The organism is Schaalia sp. HMT-172, assembly GCF_030644365.1.
Lineage (GTDB): Bacteria > Actinomycetota > Actinomycetes > Actinomycetales > Actinomycetaceae > Pauljensenia.
This window is the reverse complement of record NZ_CP130058.1, coordinates 1,237,951-1,262,544: the sequence shown is the minus strand read 5'-3', so window position 1 is coordinate 1,262,544 and position 24,594 is coordinate 1,237,951. Positions and strand designations below refer to the sequence as shown.

Below are 24,594 nucleotides of genomic sequence, written 5' to 3'. Positions count from 1 at the left end.
CGCACCTAGACCACCGCCCGTCTTTCTCCCGCGACGTTCGTCGCGCGCGAGAGCCCCGGCCACGCGCGCAGCGTCACGAGGGTGCGCCCCAGCGAGCGGGCTCGGGCCGCCAGCGTGCGGCACTCGGAGCGGGTCAGCTCCGCGACATCCAGGCAGACGACGTCGCAGGCGTCGAGAAGTAGCGCGCACAGCTGCCCCACGTTCGTCCCTTCCCCGGGGCTCAGGACGAGCACGCGCTCCAGGTCCATCCCCTGGCGCTCGGCCCATTCCCACCCGATATGGCGTACCCCGCACAGCCCGATCCACCCCTCTGGCGGGCAGGCGTCGATGAGGATGCGTATCAGCCGTCCCCTGTCCTGTGGGCCCAGGAGGACCGGGGCGAGTGCGCCGGATATACGAGGTGCCTCGACGGCGACCCGGCCGCGCAGACCGACAGAATTTTCGGCGCGGCTCAGAGCCTCACGGGCTCGCAGCAGGCGCATGCGCGCATCGGACACGTCTCCCCCTTTCCACAACCGTAGAACACCTGTTCGATAGGGGAAGTGTAGAACCCCGCTCACACATCTGCGTCCCGGGCGCACGTTCCCCATCTCATACGCGACAATGGGGACACAAGAAAAGGAGTACTCATGAACATCGATACTCGCCCCCCGGCACCCGCCCCCTTCGAGGGCATCGATCTGCCCAGCTTCACCCTGACCTCGTCCACCCTCACCGACGGCGCACCCATGCCAGAGTCGGCGACCGCGCGCGCAGGCTCCCTCTCCCCCGACCTCACATGGGAGGGCTTCCCCGAGCAGACGGCCAGCTTCATGCTGACCTGCTTCGACCCGGACGCCCCCATCCCCTCGGGCTGGTGGCACTGGACGATCCTGGACATCCCCGCCTCGATGACCCACCTAGACCCGGGCGCGGGCACATCCGATCTCACCCTCGACGGCCCCGCGTTCCACCTGCGCGGCGATGCGGGCGAGGCCTCCTACTTCGGAGCCGCCCCGCCGGCCGGCGACCGCCCCCACCGCTACATCTTCACGGTGCACGCGCTCGACGTAGACACCCTGGGGCTCGACGACGACGCGACCCCCGCCATGGCCTCGTTCGCCGCGCTCGAGCACACGATCGCGCGTGCCACCCTGACCGTCACCCACCAGGCCTGAGGACATGCTGCACATCATCTTCTGGGAGCCCGAAATCCCTGGCAACACGGGCGCCGCGATCCGACTGTCGGCCTGCACCGGATCCATGCTGCACCTGGTCAAACCCCTGGGCTTCGACATGGACGACGCGAAGCTGCGCCGAGCGGGCCTCGACTACCACGACCTCGCGCACGTCATGGTGCACGAGAGCCTGGACGACGCCCTCGCCCAGGTTCCCGGACGAGTGTGGGCGCTGACGGGGCACGCGACCTCCATGTATTCGGACGTCGCCTACCAGGACGGCGACGCTCTGCTGTTCGGGCGCGAGTCCGTCGGCCTGTCCGAGGAGGCCATGAATCATCCGCGCGTGCGCGAGCGCGTCCGCATCCACATGCGCGAGGGGGTGCGTTCGCTCAACCTCGCCAACTCGGCGTCAATCGTCCTGTACGAGGCGTGGCGTCAGCTGGGATTCCCGGGCGGGGTCTAGACTCCAACCGGTCGAGGCCCGGATCGGATCGCTCCGCCGGGCCTCGCCTCGTCTCTTGATATCGGGCCAATACCCGCGTCAGCTCGCCTTCCATGGCGGGCCCGAGCGCTCGACCTGCTCGGCGAGCGAGACGATCCGGCGAGGATTCGAGCGCCACATCCATACGATGCCGATGAGCGAGACGACCAGGGGAAGGTAGTAGAAGTCGGCGCCCATCGCGGTCCAGGCCGAGCGCGCGGAGTTGAGTTCGTCCAACCCGAGGGAGGCAACCCACAGGACGAGGGGGATCCCAATCGACAGGGAGATAGACACCCAGCCGACCATGCGCATGCGCTTGCCGTTGTGCGTCAAGGCAGTCGCGGCGACGAGGTAGTCGATGCCCGCCAGGAGGGCGACGAGCTGCGGCCCCCAAGGTTTGCCCTGCCCGTGAAAAAGATCGATGATAGCCGTCGCAAAAATCCAGACACCGAGAACCCAAAACAGCGCGATAATGATGCGCCCGAGCCCCAGGGAGGGTGGGCGCTTGTCGCGAGCGCCGCCATTGTCATGAGTCGCGTCTTGTGTGTGCACGCTTCGATCCTACCGACAGGCCTGTCTCGATGCACCGCGTTCCGCCAGGCGACCCGCCGCACGGGATCGTGTGTCCCGATACACCAACTCGGCACACCGACCTGTGGGACAGCGATGGGCAAACGTGGGACAATGGGCCTATATGGACCGTGAGGCCCGTCATGAAATCAACCATACTGAGCGTTCAGTTCATCAACGAGGAGTTGTCTACCTTGAGCGAATCGATCTACGACATCGTCATTCTGGGTGCGGGTTCCGGCGGTTACGCGACCGCCCTGCGCGCGGCGCAGCTGGGCATGAAGGTCGCCCTCATCGACGGCGATAAGGTCGGTGGCACCTGCCTGCACCGCGGCTGCATCCCCACGAAGGCGTACCTGCACGCGGCCGAGACTGCCGAGGCCGTGCGAGAGTCCGCGAAGTTCGGTGTCAACTCCACCTTCAACGGCATCGATATGGCTCAGGTCGGCAAGTACCGCGACTCGGTCATCTCCGGCCTGTACAAGGGCCTGCAGGGGCTGCTCAAGTCCCGCAACGTCGAGCTCATCTCTGGCTGGGGCCGCCTCGCCGACGCCAACACCGTTGAGGTGGGCGGCCAGCGCATCACCGGCCGCAACATCGTGCTCGCGACCGGCTCCTACTCGCGTTCGATCCCCGGCCTCGAGATCGGCGGACGCATCATCTCCTCCGACCAGGCCCTCCAGATGGACTGGGTTCCTTCCTCCGCCGTGATCCTCGGCGGCGGCGTCATCGGCCTCGAGTTCGCCTCCGTGTGGCGCAGCTTCGGCGCCGAGGTCACGATCATCGAGGCGCTGCCCCACCTGGCCAACAACGAGGACGAGGCCATCTCCAAGCAGCTTGAGCGCGCCTACCGCAAGCGCGGCATCAAGTTCCACACGAACACCCGTTTCGCGTCGGCTTCGCAGTCTGAGCAGGGCGTGCACGTGAGCACCGAGGACGGCAAGTCTTTCGACGCTGACGTGCTCCTGGTGGCTGTTGGCCGAGGCCCCGTCACCGAGGGCTTGGGCTACGAGCAGGTCGGCATCACGCTGGATCGCGGCTTCGTCATCACGAACGAGCGCCTGCACACCGGCGTTGGCAACATCTACGCGGTCGGCGATATCGTTCCTGGCCTGCAGCTCGCTCACCGCGGCTTCATGCAGGGCATCTTCGTGGCAGAGGAGATCGCGGGCCTGAACCCGACCATGCAGGCCGACATCGACATCCCGCGCGTGACCTTCTGCGAGCCCGAGATCGCTTCGGTCGGCATGACGGAGAAGCAGGCTCGCGAGAAGTATGGCGATCGGGTGCGCACGGTTGAGTACAACCTCGCGGGCAATGGAAAGTCGTCTATCCTGGCAACGTCGGGTCTCATCAAGCTGGTCTCGGTGGAGGGCGGACCGATCGTGGGCTTCCACGGTATCGGCGCGCGCATCGGAGAGCAGATTGGTGAGGGCGAGCTCATGGTGAACTGGGAGGCGTACCCCTCGGACGTCGCATCCCTCATTCACGCCCACCCGAGCCAGAACGAGTCTCTCGGCGAGGCAGCTATGGCGCTGGCCGGCAAGCCCCTCCACGTCCACAACTGATACAGCTTTTATTAGGAGAACACACATGGCAACGTCAGTGACCATGCCCGCGCTGGGCGAGTCCGTCACCGAGGGCACCGTTACGACGTGGCTCAAGCAGGTCGGCGATACCGTCGAGCTCGACGAGCCCATCGTTGAGGTGTCCACCGACAAGGTCGACTCCGAGGTCCCCTCCCCCGTCGCGGGCGTCCTCCTCGAGATCCTGGTTCCCGAGGACGAGACCGTCGAGGTCGGCACCGAGATCGCGCGCATCGGCGACGCGTCCGAGGCCTCGGCCCCCGCCGCCGCTCCGGCTGCCGCTGCGCCGGCTGCCGCCGCGCCGGTCACCCCCGCGGCCCCCGTTTCCGCCGCACCCGCTTCGGGCACCGAGGTCCGCATGCCCGCGCTGGGCGAGTCCGTCACCGAGGGCACCGTCACCACGTGGCTGAAGGCCGTGGGCGACGCCGTCGAGGCCGACGAGCCGCTGCTCGAGGTGTCCACCGACAAGGTGGACTCCGAGGTCCCCTCTCCCGTTGCGGGCTTCCTCGCCGAGATTCGCGTGCCCGAGGATGAGACCGTTGAGGTCGGCACGGTCGTCGCGGTCATCTCCGCGTCCGCCCCGTCTGCCGCCCCGGCGGTTGCTCAGGCTGCTCCGGTCGCCCCCGCGGCTCCCGCTGCGCCCGCGATTCCGGTCGCCCCCGCGGCTCCGGTCGCCCCCGCGGCTCCCGCTGCGCCCGCGGCTCCCGCTGCGCCCGCGGCTCCCGCTGCGCCCGTCGATCCGTTCCCGAACGCCTCCACGCTTGCGGCGGCCGCTTCGAACGCACCCGTCGTCGCAACCCCCGCGGCCGCGACCGGCAGCGCCTACGTGACCCCGATCGTGCGCAAGCTTGCCCGCGATCTCGGCGTTGACCTGGCCAGCGTGTCGGGTACCGGCGTCGGTGGTCGCGTGCGTCGCGAGGATGTCGAGGCTGCGGCTGCCGCCGCGCGCGCCGCAGCGGCGACTCCCGCCTCGGCCTCGGCCACACCCGCCGCCGCGAAGGCCGAGGCCGTTCGCGAGCCGTCGCCCCTGCGTGGCACGACCGAAAAGATGACCCGCCTGCGCCAGACGATCGCGCGCCGCATGGTCGAGTCGCTCCAGACCGCGGCTCAGCTGACCACGGTCATCGAGGTCGACGTCACCAAGGTTGCCGCGCTTCGCGCCCGCTCGAAAGACACCTTCCTGGCCACGCACGGCACGAAGCTGACCTTCCTGCCCTTCTTCGTGAAGGCAGCGACGGAGGCTCTCGCCTACCACCCGAAGCTCAACGCGACCATCAACGACAAGGAGGTCACGTACTTCGACTACGAGCACGTGGGCATCGCCGTTGATACGCCGCGTGGCCTGCTCGTCCCGGTCATGAAGAATGCGGGCGAGAAGGACATCCCCGGCATCGCCGCGTCCATCAACGACCTGGCGGCACGCACCCGCGACTCGAAGATCGGCCCCGACGAGCTGTCCGGCTCGACCTTCACGGTCACGAACACCGGTTCGGGTGGCGCGCTCTTCGACACGCCCGTTCTCAACATGCCCGAGACCGCGATCATGGGCGTCGGCACGATCGTTAAGCGCCCCGTCGTGATGAAGGGGGCCGACGGCGCCGATGTCATCGCGATCCGCTCCATGGTCTACCTGTCGCTGTCCTACGATCACCGCCTGATTGACGGCGGGGATGCGTCGCGCTTCCTCATGGACGTGAAGAAGCGCTTGGAGGAGGGTGCGTTCGAGGCCGACCTGGCTCTCTGATTCTCTTCCACGCTCGTGATGGGGTGGGCCCGCGGGCCCACCCCATCACTGCATTGTCACGCTACTCCTTGTGCCCCGACTCGGCTTGCTCCGACTCCGGGGATGGTGTCGCAGTGGCCGCGACGACCTTGCCGGACACCGGATCAACCCTCAGGGTGAGAGTGGCGGAGTTCGGCGCCCCGTGTTGGTCGCAGGTCTCTTCCACGCAGGTGCGCGACTCTAAGACGCTCAGGGTCGCGCTCACGTCGATAGCTCCGGGTTCGCAGGCGACAACGGAGACGTCGTCGACACGGGATACGAGTGCTTCGACGCGCACCCCTCCCGATCGCATTGACTCGATCCGTTCGGTGTCCTGATCGAGCAGTTCTCCGCCGAGGACGGCATCGAGTCCCGAGGCATCTCCCGCGATAACCGCCTGATCGCGTACCTCGATCGCGTGATTGATCAGGTCGGTCACCGCCGTCACATCGCACGGGTCCGCCGGGGGCTGGGACTGAATGCCCTGCCCATCGCTCGGCCTCGCCGTCGAAGTCAGGGTGCGCCATCCCGCGTAACCGCCGACACCGAGAGCGAGGATGAGCACCGCGATTGCGCCAACGAGCGCCGCCCTGGTGCGGATCCGGCCTCTCGTTTCGGTGGGACCCATGTCTCCTGCGTGCGTTCGCCTCCTCGTCCGCCGCGCGTGTCCCTCGTCTTCGATAGCCGTGTCTTCGCGCAGGGCAGCCGCCCGAAGATCCGCGATGACCTGTTCGGGATCAACGGGCTCGCGCGCGATGACGTGTTCCTCGGGGTCGGCAAGCACTGGGGTTGCCCCCGATGCCACGGCGGCGGCGACATCGTCGTAGCCGAGCTGCGCCAAGACCTCGTCCATCTCGAGGAGCGAGGCGATGCGGCGCAGGCACTGACGATCCCCCTCCATGCCGACGCTGTCCACGCTCCATCCGGGCGTCCCCTCCCCTTCCCCGATCTCGTCGATGAGATCGATGATCACCGCCCTGCCCTGCGGCGTCACCATGATGTTTGCGGGCGTGAGGTCGCCGTGGACGATACCCGCCGCGTGAAGGGCACCCAGGCCAGCGGCAATTCCCTCGACAATCTGCCGTCGGGTTGCCTTGGGGCGAAGGTCCGCCGATCCGATCTCGACGTCCAGCGGGCGACCGTGGACGTAGTCATAGACGATGGCCCACCGACCGTCGTCGGATTGGACGACGTCACGCAGCGCGACGACGTGATGCGACGACACACGCGCCCACGCCTTCCATCGCGGGAGGCAGCGCCGACCATCGTCTGCTGAGCGCAGGGCGATGAGTGCCTCTCCGGCGTTCGTTCGCGTCCTCCATAGCGGGCCACGGGCGCCGATGTGGAACACCTGACCAATGTCATATCCCCCGATATCCATACGGTCATTGTCTAAACTCACTCAATGTGATGCAACTCATCTCACATAGTGCCCGGCCGGATGCGTGGGCTTTGTCGGGGTGTTAGCACGTAGAATAATGGTCCTATGAGTGAAAAGAATCCCCCTGCGAAGAGGCGCTTCTACCAGAACGTGCTCGACGCGTATCGACTGACCGCACGCACGTATCCGGCGCTGCCGTGGATCCTCCTGGGAGCGGCCGCTCTCGTCATCGCCGTGTTTATGCTGCTGGCGTTCCTGACGAACACATCCTGGATCGGCTGGCTCGTCATCGGCATCATGGGTTCCATCACCGCAGCCCTCGCGATCCTGAGCTTCCTGGCCCGCCGCGCGCTCTATGCGCAGGTCGAAGAAACCGCCGGGGCCGTGAAGGTCGCGCTCTCCCAGATTCAGCGTGGCTGGATCATTCCCGAACAGCCGGTCGCCTTCACGCGTGAGCAGGATCTGGTCTGGCGCATCGTCGGACGCCCGGGCGTCGTCCTCATCTCCGAGGGACCCGCGTCCCGCGTGCGCCCACTCCTGCAGTCCGAGGCCAAGCGCGTCACCAAGGTGATGCGAAACGTTCCCGTCCACCAGATTCAGGTGGGTCGAGAGGATGGTCAGACAGCTCTGAAGGACCTGCAGCGCGCCCTGCGTGGCCTGAAGAACGTTCTGACTGCGGAGGAGGTTCCGCAGGTGTCGGCGCGCATCAACGCGCTGCGTTCGAATGAGCCTCCCATCCCCAAGGGCATTGATCCCCTGCGCGCCCGCGCGTCGCGGCGTGCGCTGCGCGGAAACTAAGACGCGCAGTCAAGTGGGCGAGCACAGTGTGCTCGCCCACTTTCGTATCCGGGATGTGAGACTCCCTAGACATGCATAGTATGCGTCTGCTTGCATATTCAGTATCGACGATCCGCAACAATACAGATACTGAGGAACATAACCATGCACTCGACAAAGATTCTCGCAGCCCTGACGGCGACCACGGCGGCGGTTGCACTGACCGCATGCGCGGACCCGACGACAAACTCCAGCATGACCGAGCAGAGTAACTCCTCCACCGCCGCATCGACGACGCACTACGACGTCTCGGCCATCCCCACGGTCGACGAGATCGCGGCCCTCGTCCCCGACGAGATTAAGAAGCGGGGCACACTGCGCAACGGCGCATCGACCGGCTACGCCCCCGCCGAGTACATGGCTGCCGATGGGCAGACCCCCATCGGCTACGACATCGACATCAACAGGGCGCTCGCGAAAGTCATGGGCCTTGAAGAGGGGACGACGAAGCACTCCGAGTTCCCGACGATCATCCCCGCACTGGGCACGAAGTTCGACGTGGGCCTATCCTCCTTCACGATTACCTCCGAACGCGAGCAGCAGGTCAACATGATCTCCTACCTCAACGTAGGATCAGCCTGGGGTGTCGCACAGGGGAACCCGAAGAACTTCGACCCCTCCAACCCGTGCGGCATGACGATCGCCGTTCAGACCGGCACCGCCCAGGAGACCTACGCAGACGATCTGTCCAATCAGTGCGTGGCCGACGGGAAGGAGAAAATCACGGTCATGCCACACGAACTCCAGACCGACATTGCCACCAAGCTCATATCGGGCCAGTACGACGCAACCCTGGCCGACTCGACCGTCATCGGCTATACGAGCGCGCAGTCGGGCGGAAAGATCGTCCAGCTCGGAGATACCTTCGAATCCGCACCCCAGGGCGTCGCGGTGAGCAAGGATGATGCAGCGCTGACCGAGGCGGTCCAGCAGGCTATGCAGTACCTCATGGACAATGGCTACCTCACCGACATTCTCGCCACCTACGGCGCCGACAGTGCCGCACTAACGACGGCCGAACTCAATCCTACCGTCGAATAATCGCGTGACACTCAACGCATAATATGCATCATTATGCATATAGGCGCATAATGGTAGCAACGCAGGGGCACACAGCCCCACCCCATCGGAAGGCACATCATGACCATCACGAAGGCACACGCTCTCATCGCTCTGGCAGCAGCAGCCGCACTCCCGCTGGCCGCCTGCGCGGACCCGGCCACGTCCTCGAACGGACCGTCCACCGGGGCGAACACTTCCAGCTCGAGCGCTGCCACGACCTCGTACGACGTCTCGGCGATCCCCACGGTCGACGAAATCGCCGCCCTGGTGCCCGACGACGTCGCGAAGCGAGGAACCCTGCGCAACGGCGCCTCCGCGGACTACGCCCCCGCCGAATTCCTCGGCGACGACTCCCAGACCCCCCAGGGCTACGACGTCGACATCAACCGCGCCCTCGCCAAGGTCATGGGCCTGAAGGAAGGCACCACCAACCACGCGGAGTTCCCGACGATCATCCCTGCCCTCGGCACCAAGTTCGACGTGGGCATCTCCTCCTTCACGATCACCTCCGAGCGCGAGGAGCAGGCCAACCTGATCTCCTACGTCCAGGTCGGATCCGCCTTCGGCGTCGCCAAGGGCAACCCGAAAAACTTCGACCCGACCAACCCCTGCGGCACCACCATCGGCGTCCAGACCGGCACCGCTCAGGAAGACTACGCGACCGAGCTGTCCGAGAAATGCGAGGCCGACGGTAAGGACAAGATCACGATCATGCCGCACGACCTGCAGACCGACATCACCACCAAGGTGATCGGCGGCCAGTACGATGCGACCTTAGCCGACTCCACCGTCATCGGATACACGGCTTCCCTCTCGGGCGGCCAGATCGAGCAGATCGGCGACGTCGTCGAGTCCGCCCCCCAGGGCGTGGCCGTCAACAAGAATGATGCCCAGCTCGCTGAGGCGGTCCAGAAGGCCATGCAGTACCTGATGGACAACGGCTACCTCGCCGACATCCTCGACACCTACGGCGCGAAGGAAGCCGCCCTGACGACGGCGGAACTCAACCCGGCAACCACCGACTGAGGCTCACATGGCACACATGAAAGACGGCGTCAAGCTGCTCGACGCCAAACCCGTCCCCCGGCCGGGGAGGTGGGTCAGCGCGATCATCGTCGCTATCCTCGCGGCAATGGCCATTCACGGCCTGATCACCAACGTGAATTTCCAATGGAACGTCGTGTTCCAGTGGCTCTTCTCCGCCTCGATCATGCAGGGCGTCGCCTTCACGATCATCCTGACGGTCCTCGCGATGGCGGTGGGTACGGTCCTCGCCATCACGATGGCGATCATGCGCCAGTCGGTCAACCCGGTCCTGCGCTGGGTGGCGATGGCCTACATCTGGTTCTTCCGTGGGACGCCTATCTACACGCAGCTGATCTTCTGGTCACTTCTGCCCACGCTCTACCCGTCACTGTCCGTTGGGGTGCCGTTCCTCGGCACGCTGTGGGGCTGGGAGGTCAGCTTCAATACGGCGACCTACTTCACGCCCTTCTGGATGGCGTTCGTGGGCCTGGGCCTCAACGAGGGCGCGTACCTCGCGGAGATCATGCGCGCGGGCCTGCTGAGCGTCTCGAAGGGCCAGTGGGAGGCGGCGACGGCCCTGGGCATGCCGCGGGCGACGATCTTCCGCAGGATCATCCTGCCCCAGGCGATGCGCGTCATCGTGCCCCCGATCGGCAACGAGACGATCTCGATGCTCAAGACCACCTCCCTTGTGTCGGCGATTCCCTTCACGCTTGAGCTCACCTTCATCGCGCGTCAGCGCGGCCAGGCGACCTTCGCCCCCGTGCCGCTCCTGATCGCAGCCGCGATCTGGTACCTGGTGATTACGAGCCTGCTGATGGTCATCCAGTCGATGATCGAAAAGCACTTCGGCAAGGGGTTCGAGCGCCGCGACAACGCCGGCGCGCATGCGTCCACCGGCGAGGATAGCTCGGATGGGGACGACAAGAAGATGAGCACGCACAAGTTTTTGGATGTGACACCATGACGGACAACGCTGTGGAGACGACGACCGATGCGACGCCGATGGTGTCCGTGCGCGGCGTCCATAAGTTCTTCGGCGACCTGCACGTGCTGCGGGGCATCGACCTGGACATCGCGCCGGGCGAGGTGTGCGTGATCCTTGGGCCGTCGGGCTCCGGTAAGTCCACGCTGCTGCGCTGCTTGAATCTGCTGGAGGCGATCAGCGCGGGTCGCGTGTACGTCGATGGGGAGCTGCTGGGCTATCGCGAGTATGCGGGCGGCGCGCTCTTCGAGCGCCACGACAAGGAGATCGCCGCGCAGCGCTCCCGCATCGGCATGGTGTTCCAGCGCTTCAACCTGTTCCCCCACATGACGGCCCTGGAGAACGTGATGGAGGCGCCCGTTCAGGTGCTCAAGCATTCGAAGAAGGAGGCCCGCGCGCAGGCCCTGGAACTCCTGGAGCGTGTGGGGCTGGCGGATCGCGCGGACCACTACCCCGCCGAACTGTCGGGCGGCCAGCAGCAGCGTGTGGCGATCGCCCGTGCGCTCGCGATGGATCCGGACATCATGCTCTTCGATGAGCCCACCTCCGCGCTCGACCCGGAGCTGGTCGGCGAGGTCCTGCAGGTCATGCAGGACCTGGCGGCGTCGGGCATGACGATGGCTGTGGTCACCCACGAGATCGGGTTTGCCCGGGAGGTCGCCGATCAGGTGGTCTTCATGGACGGCGGCGTGATCGTCGAGGCGGGCGCTCCCGCGGACGTCATCGACAACCCCACGGAGGAGCGCACGAAGGAGTTCTTCTCCAAGGTCCTCTGACAGGTGCGACGAGGCCGGGGCTGGTTCGTCCAGTCCCGGCCTTTGTCGTGGGCTGCGTTGCTCCTCAGGTGAGGGTGACGAGGTCGAGGTAGCTGTCGTCCCACAGGTCCTCGTCGGCGTCCGGCAGGAGCAGGACGCGCTGCGGGTTGAGCGCGGTGACGGCGCCGGGGTCGTGGGTGACGAGGATGACGGCGCCCTCGTAGTCGCGCAGGGCTGCGAGGATCTCCTCGCGGGAGGCGGGGTCGAGGTTGTTGGTGGGTTCGTCGAGCAACAGGACGTTGGCGCCGGAGACGACGAGGGTGGCCAGGGCGAGGCGGGTCTTTTCGCCGCCGGAGAGCACAGAGACGGGCTTGTCGACGTCGTCGCCCTGGAAGAGGAACTGTCCGAGGATGTTACGCACGTGCGTGTCGTCGAGTGTGGGGGCGGCCTCGGCCATGTTCTCGCGAATTGTGCGGGTATCGTCGAGGGTTTCGTGCTCCTGGGCGTAGTAGCCGAGCTTGAGGCCGTGACCGGGGACGACCCGGCCGGAGTCGGGTTCCTCGATGCCGGACAGGAGGCGCAGCAGCGTGGTCTTACCGGCGCCGTTGAGGCCCAGGACGACGACCTTGGAGCCGCGGTCGATGGCCAGGTCGACGCCGGTGAAGACTTCGAGGGACCCGTAGGACTTGGACAGGCCCTCGGCGGTGAGCGGCACGCGGCCGGAGGGAGCGGGGTCGGGGAAGCGCAGGCGCGCGACCTTGTCCGAAGCGACCTCCCCTCCCGCCTGGGCGAAGAGTTCTTCGGCGCGGCGCAGCATCTGCTGGGCGGCGACGGCCTTGGTGGCCTTGGCCCTCATCTTTTCGCCCTGGGCCTTGAGGTGCTCGGCCTTCTTCAGGGCGTTGGCGCGTTCCTTGCGGCGGCGGCGCTCGTCTTCCTCGCGCTGCTTGAGGTAGGCGGCCCAGGTGAGATGGTAGATGTCGACGTGGGCGCGGTTGGCGTCCAGGTAGAACACCTGATTGACGGTGTCGCCCAGCAGCTTGACGTCGTGGGAGATGATCATGACGCCGCCGGGGAAGGTCTTGATCCAGTCGCGCAGCCACACGATGGAATCGTGGTCGAGGTGGTTGGTGGGCTCGTCGAGCAGGAGGACGTCGGCGTTGGAGAAGAGCACGCGGGCGAGCTCGACGCGGCGGCGCTGACCACCCGAGAGCGTGTCGAGCCTCTGATTCAGGACGCGATCCTCGAGGCCGAGGCAATGGGCGATCTGTGCGGCCTCCGCGTTGGCTGCCCAGCCGCCCGAATTCGTGAACTGCTGATCGAGCTTGACGTAGCGTTCCATGGCACGCTGTTGGCGGGCGCCCTCGGTCGTCGACATCTCGTGCTCTGCCTTGCGAATACGCGCGATGATGGAGTCGATGCCGCGCACGGAGATGATGCGGTCACGAGCGAGCATCTGCGGGTCGCCGACGTGCGTGTCCTGCGCGAGGTAGCCGATGGTTCCGTTGGAGGTGATTGTGCCGGTGTACTCGGCCGCTCCCCCGCGGTCGGCTTCGCCGGCGAGCAGGCGCATTGTCGTGGTCTTTCCGGCGCCGTTGCGCCCCACGAGGCCGATGCACATTCCTTTGTCGATGCGGAAGCTCGCGTGGTTGACGAGTTCACGGGCACCGATTCGCAGCGAGAAGTCCTGGACGTTAATCACGCTCCAAGAGTAGAGGGAGGGACCGTTGTGGGCGAATCAACCCGCCCCGGCAGTGCCCTGTTGGGTCACACGGCACCTTTTCCGGGCACAATGGGTGGTGCATATAACCGTTACAGTGCTCATAAGTGAGGATTTCATCCCATGACAGATAGCCCGGTCCCGTCTGGATCGGCGCGCCCCGCGCGCGCCCTCGACATCATTTCGGTCGCGTTCGTCGCGCTGCTGCTTATTTCGAATATCGCAGCGACGAAGGCTTTCATGGTGGGGTCTTCCACCCACTATTTGATTTTCGATGGGGGCGCTATCCTCTTCCCGCTCACCTACATCATCGGCGACGTCCTGTCCGAGGTGTATGGTTTCGCTCGCGCGCGGCGGGTCATCATCATGGGTTTTGTGGCCTCGTTCCTGGCCTCCTTTACCTTCTTCATCGTCCAGTACCTGCCCCCGGCCCCCGACTACGAGAACCAGGACGCCTTCGCCGCAGTTCTGGGCGTCGTGTGGCGCGCGGTGCTGGCGTCCCTGGTCGGGTACCTCGCGGGTCAGCTGCTGAATTCCTACGTGCTCGTGTGGATTCGCCGGAAGTGGGGCTCGAAGCACCTGTGGGCCCGCCTCATCGGTTCGACGATCGTCGGCGAGGCCGCGGACACGATCCTGTTTTGCACGATCCTGTTCTACGGCGAGATGTCGATGGGTAACCTCATTAACTACACCGTGACCGGGTACTTCTACAAGGTGCTGCTCGAGGTCGTGCTCCTGCCCGTGACCTACCCGGTGATCGCGGCGATCCGCCGCAGCGAGGGCCTGGCGAAAGACGAGGTGTTTGGTCAATGAATGCTCACTGGCTCGGCGCCCCCGTCCCCGAACAGGTCGCGCCTTTCCCAGCCCCGGCCTCGTCGGGAGCCCACAGCCCCGACCGCGGATTCGAGGTCGGCGCGCGCCTGGAGGCCGAGCGCTGCCTGGGGCGGACCGGCATTATTCACACAGCGCACGGCACCATTGCCACACCGGCCTTCATTCCCGTGGGAACCAAGGCGAACGTCAAGGCGCTCACCCCGGAGATGGTGCGATCGCTCGGCGCTCAGGCGGTGCTGGCCAACGCCTATCATCTCTATCTCCAGCCAGGTTCCGACATCGTCGACGAGGCCGGGGGCTTCGCGTCCTTCATGAACTGGGCGGGGCCAACCTACACGGACTCGGGCGGCTTCCAGGTGCTCTCCCTGGGCGCTGGCTTTAAGAAGGTCCTCTCGCAGGAGTTTTCCGGCCACGCCGATCCGAGCGACCCGGCCGTCCAGATGCAGGCGATCAAGGCCTCGAACGCCGTGGTCGACGATGACGGTGTCGTGTTCTCCAGCCACATCGATGGCACGAAACACCGCTTCAATCCTGAGGTGTCGATGGGGATCCAGCATCAGCTGGGCGCCGACATCATGTTTGCCTTCGACGAGCTGACGAGCCTGCTGCACCCGCGCGACTACCAGGTCTCCTCGCTCGAGCGCACGCACGCTTGGGCGAGGCGCTGCCTGGTCGAGCACCGGCGGCTGACGCGCGAACGCGCAGGCAAGCCCTACCAGCAGCTGTGGGGTGTCATCCAGGGTGCCCAGTGGGAGGACCTGCGCCGCCGGGCCGCTCGCACGATGGCCGATATGGAGGCCGACGGGCAGCGCTTCGACGGTTTCGGTGTGGGCGGCGCCCTCGAAAAGGAGAACCTCGGCACAATCGTGTCTTGGGTGTGCGAGGAGCTCGGCGAGGACCGCCCCCGCCATCTCCTGGGGATCTCCGAGCCCGAGGACCTCTTCGCCGGCGTCGCGGCCGGAGCCGATACTTTCGACTGCGTGAATCCCTCGCGCGTCGCACGCAACGCGGCGATCTATACGCCCGACGGCCGTTTCAACATCACGAACGCGCGCTTCAAGCGCGACTTCACGCCGCTCGTCGAGGGCTGTGAGTGCTACACCTGCACGCACTACACGCGCGCCTACGTCCATCACCTCTTCAAGGCGAAGGAAATCCTGTCCTCGACGCTGGCCACGATCCACAACGAGTGGTTCACGCTGCGCCTCGTGGACGCCATCCGCGCCTCCATCGAGGACGGGTGCTTCGAGGAGTTCCGTTCAGACATGCTCGGCCGCTACCTGGCCGGTCGACGCCCCTGACGATCTGGAGTATCAATGAGTTTCAACGACAACATCCACCTGGACCCCACGCGCGTGGGCACCTCGGGCGCTGGCCGTAAGGCCGTCGGCGTTGGCGGAGGCTCGCTCCTGGGCGTCCTGCTGATCCTGGGTTTCTCCTATGTCACGGGCATCGACCTGACGAGTCTCATCTCCTCCCCGTCGTCGACATCGTCCTCGTCCGGCTCCACGGTTGATGTCTCGACGTGCCGCACGGGCGCGGACGCGAACGCGCGCGTGGAGTGCCGCATGGTGGCCACCGCCCAGTCCCTGGACGAGGTGTGGAAGACACAGCTGGCACAGCAGAACACGGGCGTTGGCTACGAGCTGCCCGACTTCCAGGTGTTCACGGGTTCCGTGTCCACGGCGTGCGGGTCCGCGACGAGCGCCGTCGGTCCCTTCTACTGCCCGGGTGACTCGACGGTGTACCTCGACCTCGGCTTCTTCGAGGACATGGTCTCCCAGTACGGCGCGTCCGACTCCGAGCTGGCGCAGGAGTACGTCGTCGCCCACGAGTGGGGCCACCACATCCAGAACCTGCAGGGCGTGTTCCGCACCTACGACACGCGAGAGACGGGCGAACAGGGGGCGGGTGTGCGCTCCGAGCTGCAGGCGGACTGCTACGCGGGTGTGTGGATGCACTGGGCCTCCACCACCCCGGATCCGACGACGGGCACGCCCTACCTGCGCACGCCCACCGCCGACCAGGTGATGGGCGCCCTGCAGACCGCCGAGGCCATCGGCGACGACCGACTCCAGAGCAAGTACCAGGGCACGACGAACCCCGAGTCGTGGACGCACGGCAGCGCCACACAGCGCGCGACCTGGCTCCAGAAGGGGCTGGACTCCGGCGATATTGCGACGTGCGACACCTGGAGCGCCTCTCGCGTGTGAGCGCGCCCGTGCCGGTCGCTACAATTGTTGAGGTCGATCACAGGAGGACGTCATGACACGGAGTATCGTCGAGCAGGCACACGACTTCTACGACGCGGTGCCCTACGAAGTACCCGTGCCCGAGGCTTCCCTGTACGAGCTCCTCGACACGGCCGCGCGCCTGTACCCCGATCGCGTGGCGTTGGACTATTTCGGGGCCACGACCACCTACGCGCAGGTGCGCGAGCAGGTGCTGCGCGCCGCACGCGTCCTGCACGAGGCCGGGGTACGCGCGGGTGATACGGTGGCCATCGCGCTGCCGAACTGCCCGCAGGCTTTCGTGGCCTTCTACGCCTGCATGCGCATCGGGGCGGTCGCGGCCCAGCACAATCCCCTCGCTCCCGCGCAAGAAATAGCCGGGCAGCTGGCGCGTCACGGCGGTCGGGTCGCGATCGTGTGGGAAAAGTGCGTCGACGCCTATCCCCTCGATGCGCTCGACACGGTCTTGACGGTCGATATTTCTGTCGCGATGCCCGCCTCCCAGCGTTTCCTCCTGAAGCTGCCGGTGCCTCGCGCGCGCCAGATGCGCGCTCAGCTGCGCGGCGCCGTGCCCGCGGCCTGCGTGTCGTGGGACCGCGCCACGGCCTCGGCGCGGCCCATTGACGCCTCCCATCCGCTGCCCGGCCCGCACGACCGCGCCGTCATCTTGCACACCTCGGGCACGAACGGGGTTCCCAAGTCGGCTCCCCTGACCCACGCGAACATCGGCGTCAACGTCAATCAGTGCATGTTCTGGGTGTGGAAACTGCATGAGGGCGCCGAAACATTCTTCTCTTTGCTGCCCTACTTCCACGCCTTTGGCATGACCTTCTTCCTGTGCGCTGCCGTTCGCAAGGCTGCTACCCAGGTACTGCTGCCCAAGTTCGACGTCCAGATGGCCCTCGACGCGCACAAGCGCCGCCCGGTGTCCTTCTTCGTGGGCGTCCCTCCCATGTTCGAGCGCATCCTCGCGCGCGCGAAGCAGACCGGTACCGACATCTCGTCGATCCGCTACTCGGTCGCGGGCGCGATGCCCCTGTCGACGGCGCTCGCCGCAGACTGGGAGGCCACCACGGGCGGTCTCATCGTCGAGGGATACGGGCTTTCCGAGACGGCGCCCGTCCTCACCGGCGCTCCCCTATCCGACCGGCGCCGACACGGCGTGCTCGGCGTTCCCTTCCCCTCCACACAGCTGCGCCTGGTCTCCCTGGAGGACGATACGCGTGACGTCGAGGACGGCCAGCCCGGCGAGATCATCGTGCGGGGTCCGCAGGTCTTCGAGGGCTACCTTGACGCTCCCGAGGAGAGCGCGCGCGTGTTTACCTCGGAAGGATGGTTCAAAACCGGGGATGTTGGCGTCAACCACGACGGCTACATCTCCATGGCCGACCGTAAGAAGGAACTGATCCTCTCCGGCGGTTTCAATGTCTATCCCTCCCAGGTTGAGGACGCAATCAGGTCGCTGCCCGGGGTCGCTGACGTCGCCGTCGTCGGAGTGCCCGTCTCCGATGCCACCGAGGAGGTCACTGCGGCGATCATCCTGGAGGAGGGCGCCGCGCGCCTCACCCTGGAGCAGGTGCGCGAGTGGGCGGAAAAGTCAATCGCCCACTACGCCCTGCCTCGCCAGATCGTCTTCATCGCGGAGCTTCCCCGCAACCAGATGGGTAAAATCCTGCGCCGCAAGGTCGCTCAGGTTGTGCGCGAGAAGCTCGGGCGCTAGGCGCACGTCAACGGCCGCAACGTCGCGTCAGCTCATCGACCGCTGCCTTCGTCTGGTCGATCGCCTCGCTGAGAGGAATTCGTAGCCGCAGGCGTTCACGCTGCGTGGTCCCGTGTGCCTTCCACCGGGCGCGCAGTCGATCCTGCCTGCCCTGACACTCAAGCAAACGCTCGATCACAGCCACCACATCCGGGCTCCGGCATAGACCCGGATCCGGATAGAAGCCAACAAGACGAGCGACGCGAGCCAAACGGATTCTGGCCATGATGTCCTGGGTCAGATGAGCCAGCGAACGCTGATCAAGGGTCTCGAAAGCCAACGAGGACAGGAACGCCTTCCCCTGCTCGGTCCGCCGCCACGAACCGATGTCACTGTCCGCCTCCATGGCGTTGACGGCGAACCCTGTCGCACGCTTGCGACGCGACGTGAGCGCTGCCGACAGGCAGACGTCGCCACGGGCGTTCTCCAGGATCAGGACCGATGGATGCGGGAAGCAGGCGTGCACCACGGTGGCAGTTGACTCGAGCGCCCGCGTGTTGCCGAGGGAGGCCCGCACGAACAAGACCGCGTCGATACGACGATCCGTCGCTGGAGTGGCGGGAATGCTCGTCGTGATCTCCTGTGCGACTCCCAGAAGAGTCAGCGCCTCAATCTTGCCCAGACCCTCGCGCTGCGTGCGCGTCAGATCCGCCTCGCGCGCCAGCACGTGGACAGGAATCGTGCGCTCGAAGCGGCGGACGCAAGGCGGCATGGCCAGTGTCGACACCCAATCGATGGAACTCACAGGAGCACCACAAAGCTTACCAGTGAGAAGTCAGCTTCTGACGAGGCCCCCTGGGCAATCGCTCCGGGTGTGAACAGCGATTCGAGGGTTGCCTCTTCTCCCTGCCTGATCGCCGCTGCGACTCCCTGGCTCAGCAAAGCCGTGTACTCGCTCATGTCCTCACCATCACGTGTCGCTCGATCGAATTGCGCGCACAGGGCTTCCAGTGGCTCACGGTGTCCCTCGCACAGCCGCCTGAGCAGGTCCAGGGAACACGTTGGATGGGACAGTGTCGGTGCGCCCGTCGCGTCCCGCGGCACGTAAATCAGAGAGAGCGGGGCGTGTGCACGGTTGGCATCATGGGTGCCGTCACGCTGTTGAAGGCAGAAAACCACTCCCGGACTCACCTGAGCGCGCAGGTCGTCCGGGATTGACACGACCGCGTGCAAGCCCGTCGCTGCGCCTTCCAACACGCCCGGGTTCGCGTTCATGTAGCGCTCCAGCTCGATCCGGTAATCGTCCAACGCAAAATCAGTGATCGACATTCCTCGCCGCATGTCTTCGAGGTCGAGGGTCTCGCTGCGCAGGGCACGCAACTGATCCGAGCGATACTCCAGGTCGTTCATGTCCTCCGAGGGGGTGAGCAGATTCTCCTCACCGGAGGCGCTCGCATCGCCCAGAGCCATGCGTGCCTTCACACGCGACTCAAGCTTGATGTAGGACTCCAGGTCGACGTCCGGCCAGAAGGTCACCATCTGAATGTGCTTATTCGTCGAACCCAGGCGGTCGACGCGGCCAAAGCGCTGCACGATGCGCACCGGGTTCCAGTGCACGTCGTAATTGATCACGCAATCGCAGTCCTGGAGGTTCTGCCCCTCCGAAATGCAATCCGTTGCGACAACAATATCGATCTCGCCCTCCCGCTGCGCACGTCCAATGGTTTCCTTCGAACGCGGCGAGAAACGGCCGAGGATATCCTCGAAGCCACCGCTCGCCCGCCGCTTCCCAGCGACGCGGTTGCGGGTGCCCGTCACCTGGGCGCACGTCAGGCCATGGGTCCGGAGCAGTTCCGGCGCCAACTGGTCGTACAGGTAGGTCGCGGTGTCAGCGAAGGCGCTGAAAATGAGTATTTTTCTGTTACCCGGATTGATCTGTCCAGCTCCGGTCTTCTCCGCGATCAGTGTCCTCAACGCGCCGAGCTTGGCATCCCGATCGGGGGTCACCTCGCGGGCGTAACCGATGAGCTCGTCGAGGATCTCGATGTCGCGTGACAGGTCCGCGGACAAAGCGCCGCGATCCACGTCGCGCAGGTCGACGCGAATCTGGGCCCCGATCTCGAATATTTCGGCATCGCGGTCATCGAGGCCGTCATCGAGCCCCTCGGTCCCGTAGAGCGCGTCGACGCAAGCGAGAGCATCGTTGATATCGCGCGCGTCAAGCGCCGCGAGTCGATCCAGGATGTCGGCGCAGGAGCTACGCACGCGGCCCAGCGTCGAACGGAAGGCGCTCACGGAGGACTCCATGCGTTTGAGGAGGTTGACACGCATGAGCACGGCAACCGCGTTTGTCCGATGCAATTCACTGCCGAAGTCGTTGCCGAAGCCCTCGCGGTAGTTGGCCTCGTAGGTCGGCCGAGCGTCCTCGCGCACATAAGACAGAAGCTGATACTGGGCGAACGTCAGGTCGCTGATCATGTCGTATAGCGCCCCGATAGGAGGCAGCTCGCCGCGTTCGTCGATGGGCACCTGGACGTTGCGTGGAGCGAGGCGGGCGGGGAACGAGCCCGTCTGCGTGCCGTAGTATTTCGCTATGTGCTTTCGGCTACGCGCAATTGTCAGCGCATCGAGAAGCCGGAAATAGTCAGCGTTAACGTACTCGGCGAAGCTCTGGGTCGTGTGACGTCCATGTGCCTGAGAACACCACAGATTGAAGCGTTTTTGTGCCAGCCGCATCACCGAGTCAATGGACGTGATGCCGTCGGTCTTCTCGAGGTAGTCATCGCGCCCCTCCGTGATGAGCTCGATTTGGTTACGCAGGTCGGTGAGGCGATTGTTGATCGGGGTCGCCGACAGCATGAGCACCTTCGTGCGTCCGTTGGCCCGGATCACCTCGTTCATCAGCCGCGTGTAACGATTCGTGCTCGCCGCTGTCGCGCTCCTGTTGCGGAAGTTGTGGCTCTCGTCGATGACCACCAGATCGAATGTCCCCCACTGCAGGTGTTCCAGGTCGGTGTCCCCGCTCTTCCCACGGCGGCGCGACAGGTCCGTGTGGTTCAGCACCTTGTAGGCGAATCGGTCCTTCGCCAGCGGGTTACGTTCATCACTCGCCTGCGTCCATAGCGTCCAGTTCTCACGCAGGCGCTTGGGGCACAGGACCAGGACGTTCTTGTTGAGCTGCTGGTAGTACTTGATGACGGCGAGTGCTTCGAACGTCTTGCCCAGGCCGACGCTGTCGGCGATGATGCAACCGTTGTACTTTTCCAACTTACGAATCGCCCCAATGACGGCGTCCTTCTGGAAATCGTACAGCTTGCCCCAGATCACCGACTCGAAAAAGCCGGTGTCTTCACGCGGATTGTGGTCCTGGTTCTCCTGGAGGAAACGCCGGAAGATGTGGTAGAGGGTCAGGAAATAGATGAACTCGGGGGAATTGTCAGTGTACAGCGCCTCGATCTTCGAAGCGATCTGCTCGGTGACGTCGCAGGTCTTAGCGTCGTCGGCCCACACGGACTCAAATTGCGCCATGAGGAATTCGACCTGTGCCTTGGCCTCATCCCCCGCACAATGGGTGATCATCGTCAGCGTGTCCGGGCGGCGTTCAACTCCCAGTCCCTCCAGGGTGAAGGTGGCGCCCTGTCCCCAAAACAAATGGGGACTCGCGCCAGAGCCTTCGATGACGTAGGTCGGCGGATGCTGGAGCATGTGCTCGCGCCGCACGGAGCGCAGCGTAACCTTCTCCCTCAGCCAGGATGCACACGCCCGCGCGAGAGCGCGCTGGTTGAGCTTGTTGTGCAACGACAGTTCCAGGGCCGAGTCAGTGAGCGCTCTTTCTCTCTCGCACTGCGCACGTCGCGTGAGCTCGAACTCCGGAGCATCGGCGAGCCCTTTCATGTCCGATATAAAGGTTGGTTCGTTGAACAGCACGCGCACGGAATCCAAGCGTTCAAGTTCTTCCCGTAACTCTCCAAAGGCGAACAAGCTGACGTGCGCGCTGATGAACGACAGTTTCGCCTCGTCGTCGAGGACGGCCCGCAGGGAGTCTCCCAAGCGTTTGCCCTCGGTGTTGTCGAGCATCTCTATGGGCATTGTTCCTCTCCTTCATGCCGTGACTCACACTAGGTTACCGGAACAGCATGACGAAGGGCACGAGCGACACCGGTGCTGCTCGCACAGGAGCGCCGGGAGGCGGCGACAGTGACAGCGCGCCGCATACGAGTGTCCCCGGAACCGTGAAGTTCCGGGGACAGCTGTGAACTCGGGGAGCTCAGACGTTGAAGCCGATCGCGCGCAGTTGCTCGCGCCCGTCCGGCGTGATGCGGTCGGGGCCCCACGGCGGCATCCACACCCAGTTGATCTGCACCTCGTCGGTCACGCCCGACAGGATCGTCTGGGCCTGACGCTCGATCACGTCGGTCAGCGGGCAGGCGGCCGACGTCAGCGTCATGTCGAGGCGCACCTGATTCTCGGGGCCGATGACGACGCCATACACGAGACCAAGGTCAACGATGTTGATGCCCAGCTCGGGGTCGATGACATCCTTGAGGGCCTCCAGCACGTTGTCGGCGGCCAGGCTCCCCTGCTCGACGACGTCTGTTCCGTCGATCTGGCGGGTGGGGGTAGGCGCCTGCTCGGCCTCGTTCGAGGCCGGCGCACCGAAGCGCTGCTCGACGGGCTCGGACTGAGCCATCGGGTTACTCATTGCGGATCCTTTACTGCTCGGCGGGCTCGCCCGCATTGGAAATGTCGATACCGGACTTGGCCATCGCGTCGCGCAGGGCGTACCAGCCCAGCAGCGCGCACTTGACGCGGTTGGCGAACTGGGACGTGGACTCCAGGGCGGCCGCATCACCGAGCTCGTCGAGGATCTCGTCGTCGACGCCCAGGTTGCGCGAGTGCATCATGACTTCCATGTCCCGGTACAGGCGGCCGATCTCCTCGGTGCTCTTGCCCTGGGTCAGGTCCGTCATCATGGACAGGGACGCGCGCGAGATCGAGCAGCCGTCGCCGTCCCACTGTACGGAAGCGAGTGTCTGCCCATCCATCGTGACTCCGAGGGTCACCTCGTCGCCGCAGGTCGGGTTCACCTGGTGGGAGGTTGCGTCCATCCCCGCAGGATCGCCCTCGCCGTGCTTTTCGCGCGCATGATCCAAGATCACCTGCTGATACAACTGGTCGAGACTACCCATAGCTACCTTTCCAAACTGCTTCGAGGGCTGTGAACGATTCTACCGGCCGAAGAAGGCTCGCACCTTCGACAGGCCATCCACTAGACGCTCGATCTCTTCCGGCGTGGTCGTGGGCGCCACCGAGGCTCGCGCCGACGAACGCACCTGGAAGAAGGTGTGCAACGGGATGGCGCAATGGTGCCCGACGCGCACGGCGACGTCCACCGAGTCCATGAACTGACCGACGTCGTGGGGGTGCACGCCGTCAACGGCGAAAGCCACGACGCCGATGCGGTCGACGTCCGTGTTGGGTCCCAGGACCGTGATGCCCTCGATCGAGGAGATACCCTCCAGCATAAGGCGCGTGAGCGTGTGCTCGTGGGCCTCGACGCGGGTCATGTCGAGAGCCGACATGTAGCGCAGCGCCTCGGACCATGCGGCGATCTGCGCGACGGGCTGAGAGCCTGCCTCGAAGCGTTCGGGTGGCGCCATGAAGGTGGACCCCTCCATGGTCACCCACTCGATCATGGAGCCGCCGGTCAGGACGGGGGGCATCGCCTCAAGCAGCGAACGCCGACCCCACAGGGCGCCCGCGCCTGTCGGACCGAGCATCTTGTGGGAGGAGAACACCGCGAAGTCCACGTCAAGGGCGGACAGGTCGAGGGGCATGTGAGCGCTCGACTGGCAGGTGTCCAGCAGGATGAGCGCCCCCACCGCGCGTGCAGCAGCGGTGATCGCGGCGACCGGTGAGACGGCACCCGTCACGTTGGAGACGTGCGTGACAGCGACGAGCCTCGTGTTCGGGGTGATGACCGAGAGGGTATCGAGGTCGATGCGCCCGTCCGGGGTCAGGTCGAGCCAGGCGAGCTCGGCCCCCGTGCGCTCGCACAGCTGCTGCCACGGAACGATGTTCGCGTGGTGCTCGGCCCGTGTGCACACGATGCGGTCGCCGGGCCCCACGCGCATGGGCGCGGCCAGTGCCCCGCCCATGCCCTGGGATGCGTTGCCCATCGACAGGGCGACCAGGTTGATGGCCTCGGTGGCGTTCTTCGTCCACACGATCTCGTCCGGGCGCGCGCCCACGAACGAGGCCAGGGTGCCCCTCGCGCTCTCGAAGGCGTCGGTCGCCTCGTCACCCAGCAGGTGCGTACCCCTGTGGACCGCACCGTTGGAGCGTCGGTAGAAGGTAGCCTCGGCGTCGATGACGGCCTCGGGCTTTTGCGAGGTCGCTGACGCGTCGAGGTACGCAATGGGCGCGCCGCCGCGCCCGACGCGGCCCAGGATCGGGAAGTCCGATCGGATCGCGTCGAGCTCGGCGGCAGTGAAATCCGTGGGCACAG

22 protein-coding genes are annotated in these 24,594 nt (G+C 65.5%); 13 read left to right on the top strand and 9 right to left on the bottom strand.

The annotated features are described in order from the left end of the window. Positions 1–5: 5 nt before the first annotated feature. The gene (locus tag QU663_RS05290) at positions 6–497 is read right to left on the bottom strand and encodes a hypothetical protein (protein ID WP_034479958.1); all 492 of its coding nucleotides are present in this window, start codon (positions 495–497) and stop codon (positions 6–8) included. Positions 498–629: 132 nt separating this feature from the next. Here QU663_RS05290 and QU663_RS05285 point away from each other — a divergent pair, with 132 nt between their 5' ends. Continuing rightward, positions 630–1,157: a YbhB/YbcL family Raf kinase inhibitor-like protein gene (locus QU663_RS05285; RefSeq protein ID WP_021610614.1), complete on the top strand. Its 528-nt coding sequence runs from the start codon at positions 630–632 to the stop codon at positions 1,155–1,157. Between the two features lie 4 nt (positions 1,158–1,161). Next, entirely contained in the window at positions 1,162–1,623 is a 462-nt protein-coding gene (locus tag QU663_RS05280) for a tRNA (cytidine(34)-2'-O)-methyltransferase (RefSeq protein ID WP_021610615.1), read from the top strand. Positions 1,624–1,701: 78 nt separating this feature from the next. Here the strand turns inward: QU663_RS05280 and QU663_RS05275 are convergent, their stop codons facing one another. Next, positions 1,702–2,193: a hypothetical protein gene (locus QU663_RS05275; protein WP_021610616.1), complete on the bottom strand. Its 492-nt coding sequence runs from the start codon at positions 2,191–2,193 to the stop codon at positions 1,702–1,704. Positions 2,194–2,405: 212 nt separating this feature from the next. On the opposite strand from QU663_RS05275, the gene lpdA reads away from it, so the two are divergent. Together lpdA and sucB are read left to right on the top strand one after the other, a co-directional pair. Then, on the top strand, positions 2,406–3,779 hold the full coding sequence (gene lpdA / locus QU663_RS05270; protein WP_034479968.1) for a dihydrolipoyl dehydrogenase: 1,374 nt from the start codon (positions 2,406–2,408) through the stop codon (positions 3,777–3,779). A 25-nt stretch (positions 3,780–3,804) separates the two neighbouring features. Further along, entirely contained in the window at positions 3,805–5,541 is a 1,737-nt protein-coding gene (sucB, locus tag QU663_RS05265; RefSeq protein WP_304990696.1) for a 2-oxoglutarate dehydrogenase, E2 component, dihydrolipoamide succinyltransferase, read from the top strand. Between the two features lie 61 nt (positions 5,542–5,602). Here sucB and QU663_RS05260 read toward each other — a convergent pair whose 3' ends face one another. Continuing rightward, entirely contained in the window at positions 5,603–6,784 is a 1,182-nt protein-coding gene (locus QU663_RS05260) for a lipopolysaccharide kinase InaA family protein (protein WP_332248477.1), read from the bottom strand. Positions 6,785–7,045: 261 nt separating this feature from the next. Between QU663_RS05260 and QU663_RS05255 the strand changes: the two genes are divergently transcribed. The 5 genes from QU663_RS05255 (at position 7,046) to QU663_RS05235 (ending at position 11,626) form a co-directional block, all read left to right on the top strand. Then, entirely contained in the window at positions 7,046–7,738 is a 693-nt protein-coding gene (locus tag QU663_RS05255) for a DUF4191 domain-containing protein (protein ID WP_009056190.1), read from the top strand. Positions 7,739–7,882: 144 nt separating this feature from the next. After that, a complete protein-coding gene (locus tag QU663_RS05250; protein WP_034480406.1) occupies positions 7,883–8,818 on the top strand; it encodes an ABC transporter substrate-binding protein in 936 nt (311 codons plus the stop codon). A 99-nt stretch (positions 8,819–8,917) separates the two neighbouring features. Further along, complete coding sequence (locus QU663_RS05245; RefSeq protein ID WP_021611019.1) at positions 8,918–9,865, top strand: ABC transporter substrate-binding protein; 948 nt, start codon at positions 8,918–8,920, stop codon at positions 9,863–9,865. A 7-nt stretch (positions 9,866–9,872) separates the two neighbouring features. Then, entirely contained in the window at positions 9,873–10,832 is a 960-nt protein-coding gene (locus QU663_RS05240; RefSeq protein ID WP_021611018.1) for an amino acid ABC transporter permease, read from the top strand. Beyond that, positions 10,829–11,626 carry an amino acid ABC transporter ATP-binding protein gene (locus QU663_RS05235; RefSeq protein ID WP_021611017.1) on the top strand — a complete coding sequence of 266 codons (798 nt, stop codon included), beginning with the start codon at positions 10,829–10,831 and terminating at the stop codon, positions 11,624–11,626. The genes QU663_RS05240 and QU663_RS05235 overlap by 4 nt, the downstream gene beginning before the upstream one ends. A gap of 64 nt (positions 11,627–11,690) precedes the next feature. Here QU663_RS05235 and QU663_RS05230 read toward each other — a convergent pair whose 3' ends face one another. Beyond that, positions 11,691–13,304, bottom strand: a complete 1,614-nt coding sequence (locus QU663_RS05230) for an ABC-F family ATP-binding cassette domain-containing protein (RefSeq protein ID WP_021611016.1) — start codon at positions 13,302–13,304, stop codon at positions 11,691–11,693. Between the two features lie 141 nt (positions 13,305–13,445). On the opposite strand from QU663_RS05230, the gene QU663_RS05225 reads away from it, so the two are divergent. From QU663_RS05225 to QU663_RS05210, 4 genes are read left to right on the top strand one after another with little or no spacing between them, the layout of a single operon-like run. Then, positions 13,446–14,135: a queuosine precursor transporter gene (locus tag QU663_RS05225; RefSeq protein ID WP_021611015.1), complete on the top strand. Its 690-nt coding sequence runs from the start codon at positions 13,446–13,448 to the stop codon at positions 14,133–14,135. Continuing rightward, positions 14,132–15,457 carry a tRNA guanosine(34) transglycosylase Tgt gene (tgt, locus tag QU663_RS05220; protein ID WP_021611014.1) on the top strand — a complete coding sequence of 442 codons (1,326 nt, stop codon included), beginning with the start codon at positions 14,132–14,134 and terminating at the stop codon, positions 15,455–15,457. Before QU663_RS05225 ends, tgt begins: the two co-directional genes overlap by 4 nt. A 15-nt stretch (positions 15,458–15,472) precedes the next feature. Then, on the top strand, positions 15,473–16,369 hold the full coding sequence (locus QU663_RS05215; protein ID WP_021611013.1) for a neutral zinc metallopeptidase: 897 nt from the start codon (positions 15,473–15,475) through the stop codon (positions 16,367–16,369). A gap of 52 nt (positions 16,370–16,421) precedes the next feature. Beyond that, positions 16,422–18,107, top strand: coding sequence for an AMP-binding protein (locus tag QU663_RS05210; protein WP_021611012.1), 1,686 nt, complete (start codon positions 16,422–16,424; stop codon positions 18,105–18,107). A 7-nt stretch (positions 18,108–18,114) separates the two neighbouring features. Here QU663_RS05210 and QU663_RS05205 read toward each other — a convergent pair whose 3' ends face one another. The 5 genes from QU663_RS05205 to QU663_RS05185 all read right to left on the bottom strand — a co-directional run bounded on the left by QU663_RS05205 (position 18,115) and on the right by QU663_RS05185 (position 24,592). Then, positions 18,115–18,891, bottom strand: a complete 777-nt coding sequence (locus QU663_RS05205; RefSeq protein WP_232210904.1) for a DUF4391 domain-containing protein — start codon at positions 18,889–18,891, stop codon at positions 18,115–18,117. Further along, a complete protein-coding gene (locus tag QU663_RS05200) occupies positions 18,888–22,175 on the bottom strand; it encodes a helicase-related protein (protein ID WP_021611010.1) in 3,288 nt (1,095 codons plus the stop codon). Before QU663_RS05200 ends, QU663_RS05205 begins: the two co-directional genes overlap by 4 nt. Positions 22,176–22,353: 178 nt before the next feature. Continuing rightward, positions 22,354–22,788: a metal-sulfur cluster assembly factor gene (locus QU663_RS05195; RefSeq protein WP_034480405.1), complete on the bottom strand. Its 435-nt coding sequence runs from the start codon at positions 22,786–22,788 to the stop codon at positions 22,354–22,356. A gap of 10 nt (positions 22,789–22,798) precedes the next feature. Beyond that, positions 22,799–23,275 carry a Fe-S cluster assembly sulfur transfer protein SufU gene (gene sufU, locus QU663_RS05190; protein ID WP_021611007.1) on the bottom strand — a complete coding sequence of 159 codons (477 nt, stop codon included), beginning with the start codon at positions 23,273–23,275 and terminating at the stop codon, positions 22,799–22,801. A 39-nt stretch (positions 23,276–23,314) separates the two neighbouring features. Then, positions 23,315–24,592, bottom strand: coding sequence for a SufS family cysteine desulfurase (locus QU663_RS05185; protein WP_021611006.1), 1,278 nt, complete (start codon positions 24,590–24,592; stop codon positions 23,315–23,317). Between the last annotated feature and the right edge of the window lie 2 nt (positions 24,593–24,594).

Coding starts and splice junctions, on each gene's coding strand:
- QU663_RS05245 (WP_021611019.1), top strand. CDS start 8,918: ATGACCATCACGAAGGCACACGCTCTCATCGCTCTGGCAGCAGCAGCC.
- QU663_RS05200 (WP_021611010.1), bottom strand. CDS start 22,175: ATGCCCATAGAGATGCTCGACAACACCGAGGGCAAACGCTTGGGAGAC.
- QU663_RS05250 (WP_034480406.1), top strand. CDS start 7,883: ATGCACTCGACAAAGATTCTCGCAGCCCTGACGGCGACCACGGCGGCG.
- QU663_RS05285 (WP_021610614.1), top strand. CDS start 630: ATGAACATCGATACTCGCCCCCCGGCACCCGCCCCCTTCGAGGGCATC.
- sucB (WP_304990696.1), top strand. CDS start 3,805: ATGGCAACGTCAGTGACCATGCCCGCGCTGGGCGAGTCCGTCACCGAG.
- QU663_RS05210 (WP_021611012.1), top strand. CDS start 16,422: ATGACACGGAGTATCGTCGAGCAGGCACACGACTTCTACGACGCGGTG.
- QU663_RS05235 (WP_021611017.1), top strand. CDS start 10,829: ATGACGGACAACGCTGTGGAGACGACGACCGATGCGACGCCGATGGTG.
- QU663_RS05225 (WP_021611015.1), top strand. CDS start 13,446: ATGACAGATAGCCCGGTCCCGTCTGGATCGGCGCGCCCCGCGCGCGCC.
- sufU (WP_021611007.1), bottom strand. CDS start 23,275: ATGGGTAGTCTCGACCAGTTGTATCAGCAGGTGATCTTGGATCATGCG.
- QU663_RS05240 (WP_021611018.1), top strand. CDS start 9,873: ATGGCACACATGAAAGACGGCGTCAAGCTGCTCGACGCCAAACCCGTC.
- QU663_RS05215 (WP_021611013.1), top strand. CDS start 15,473: ATGAGTTTCAACGACAACATCCACCTGGACCCCACGCGCGTGGGCACC.
- tgt (WP_021611014.1), top strand. CDS start 14,132: ATGAATGCTCACTGGCTCGGCGCCCCCGTCCCCGAACAGGTCGCGCCT.
- QU663_RS05195 (WP_034480405.1), bottom strand. CDS start 22,788: ATGAGTAACCCGATGGCTCAGTCCGAGCCCGTCGAGCAGCGCTTCGGT.
- QU663_RS05280 (WP_021610615.1), top strand. CDS start 1,162: ATGCTGCACATCATCTTCTGGGAGCCCGAAATCCCTGGCAACACGGGC.
- QU663_RS05255 (WP_009056190.1), top strand. CDS start 7,046: ATGAGTGAAAAGAATCCCCCTGCGAAGAGGCGCTTCTACCAGAACGTG.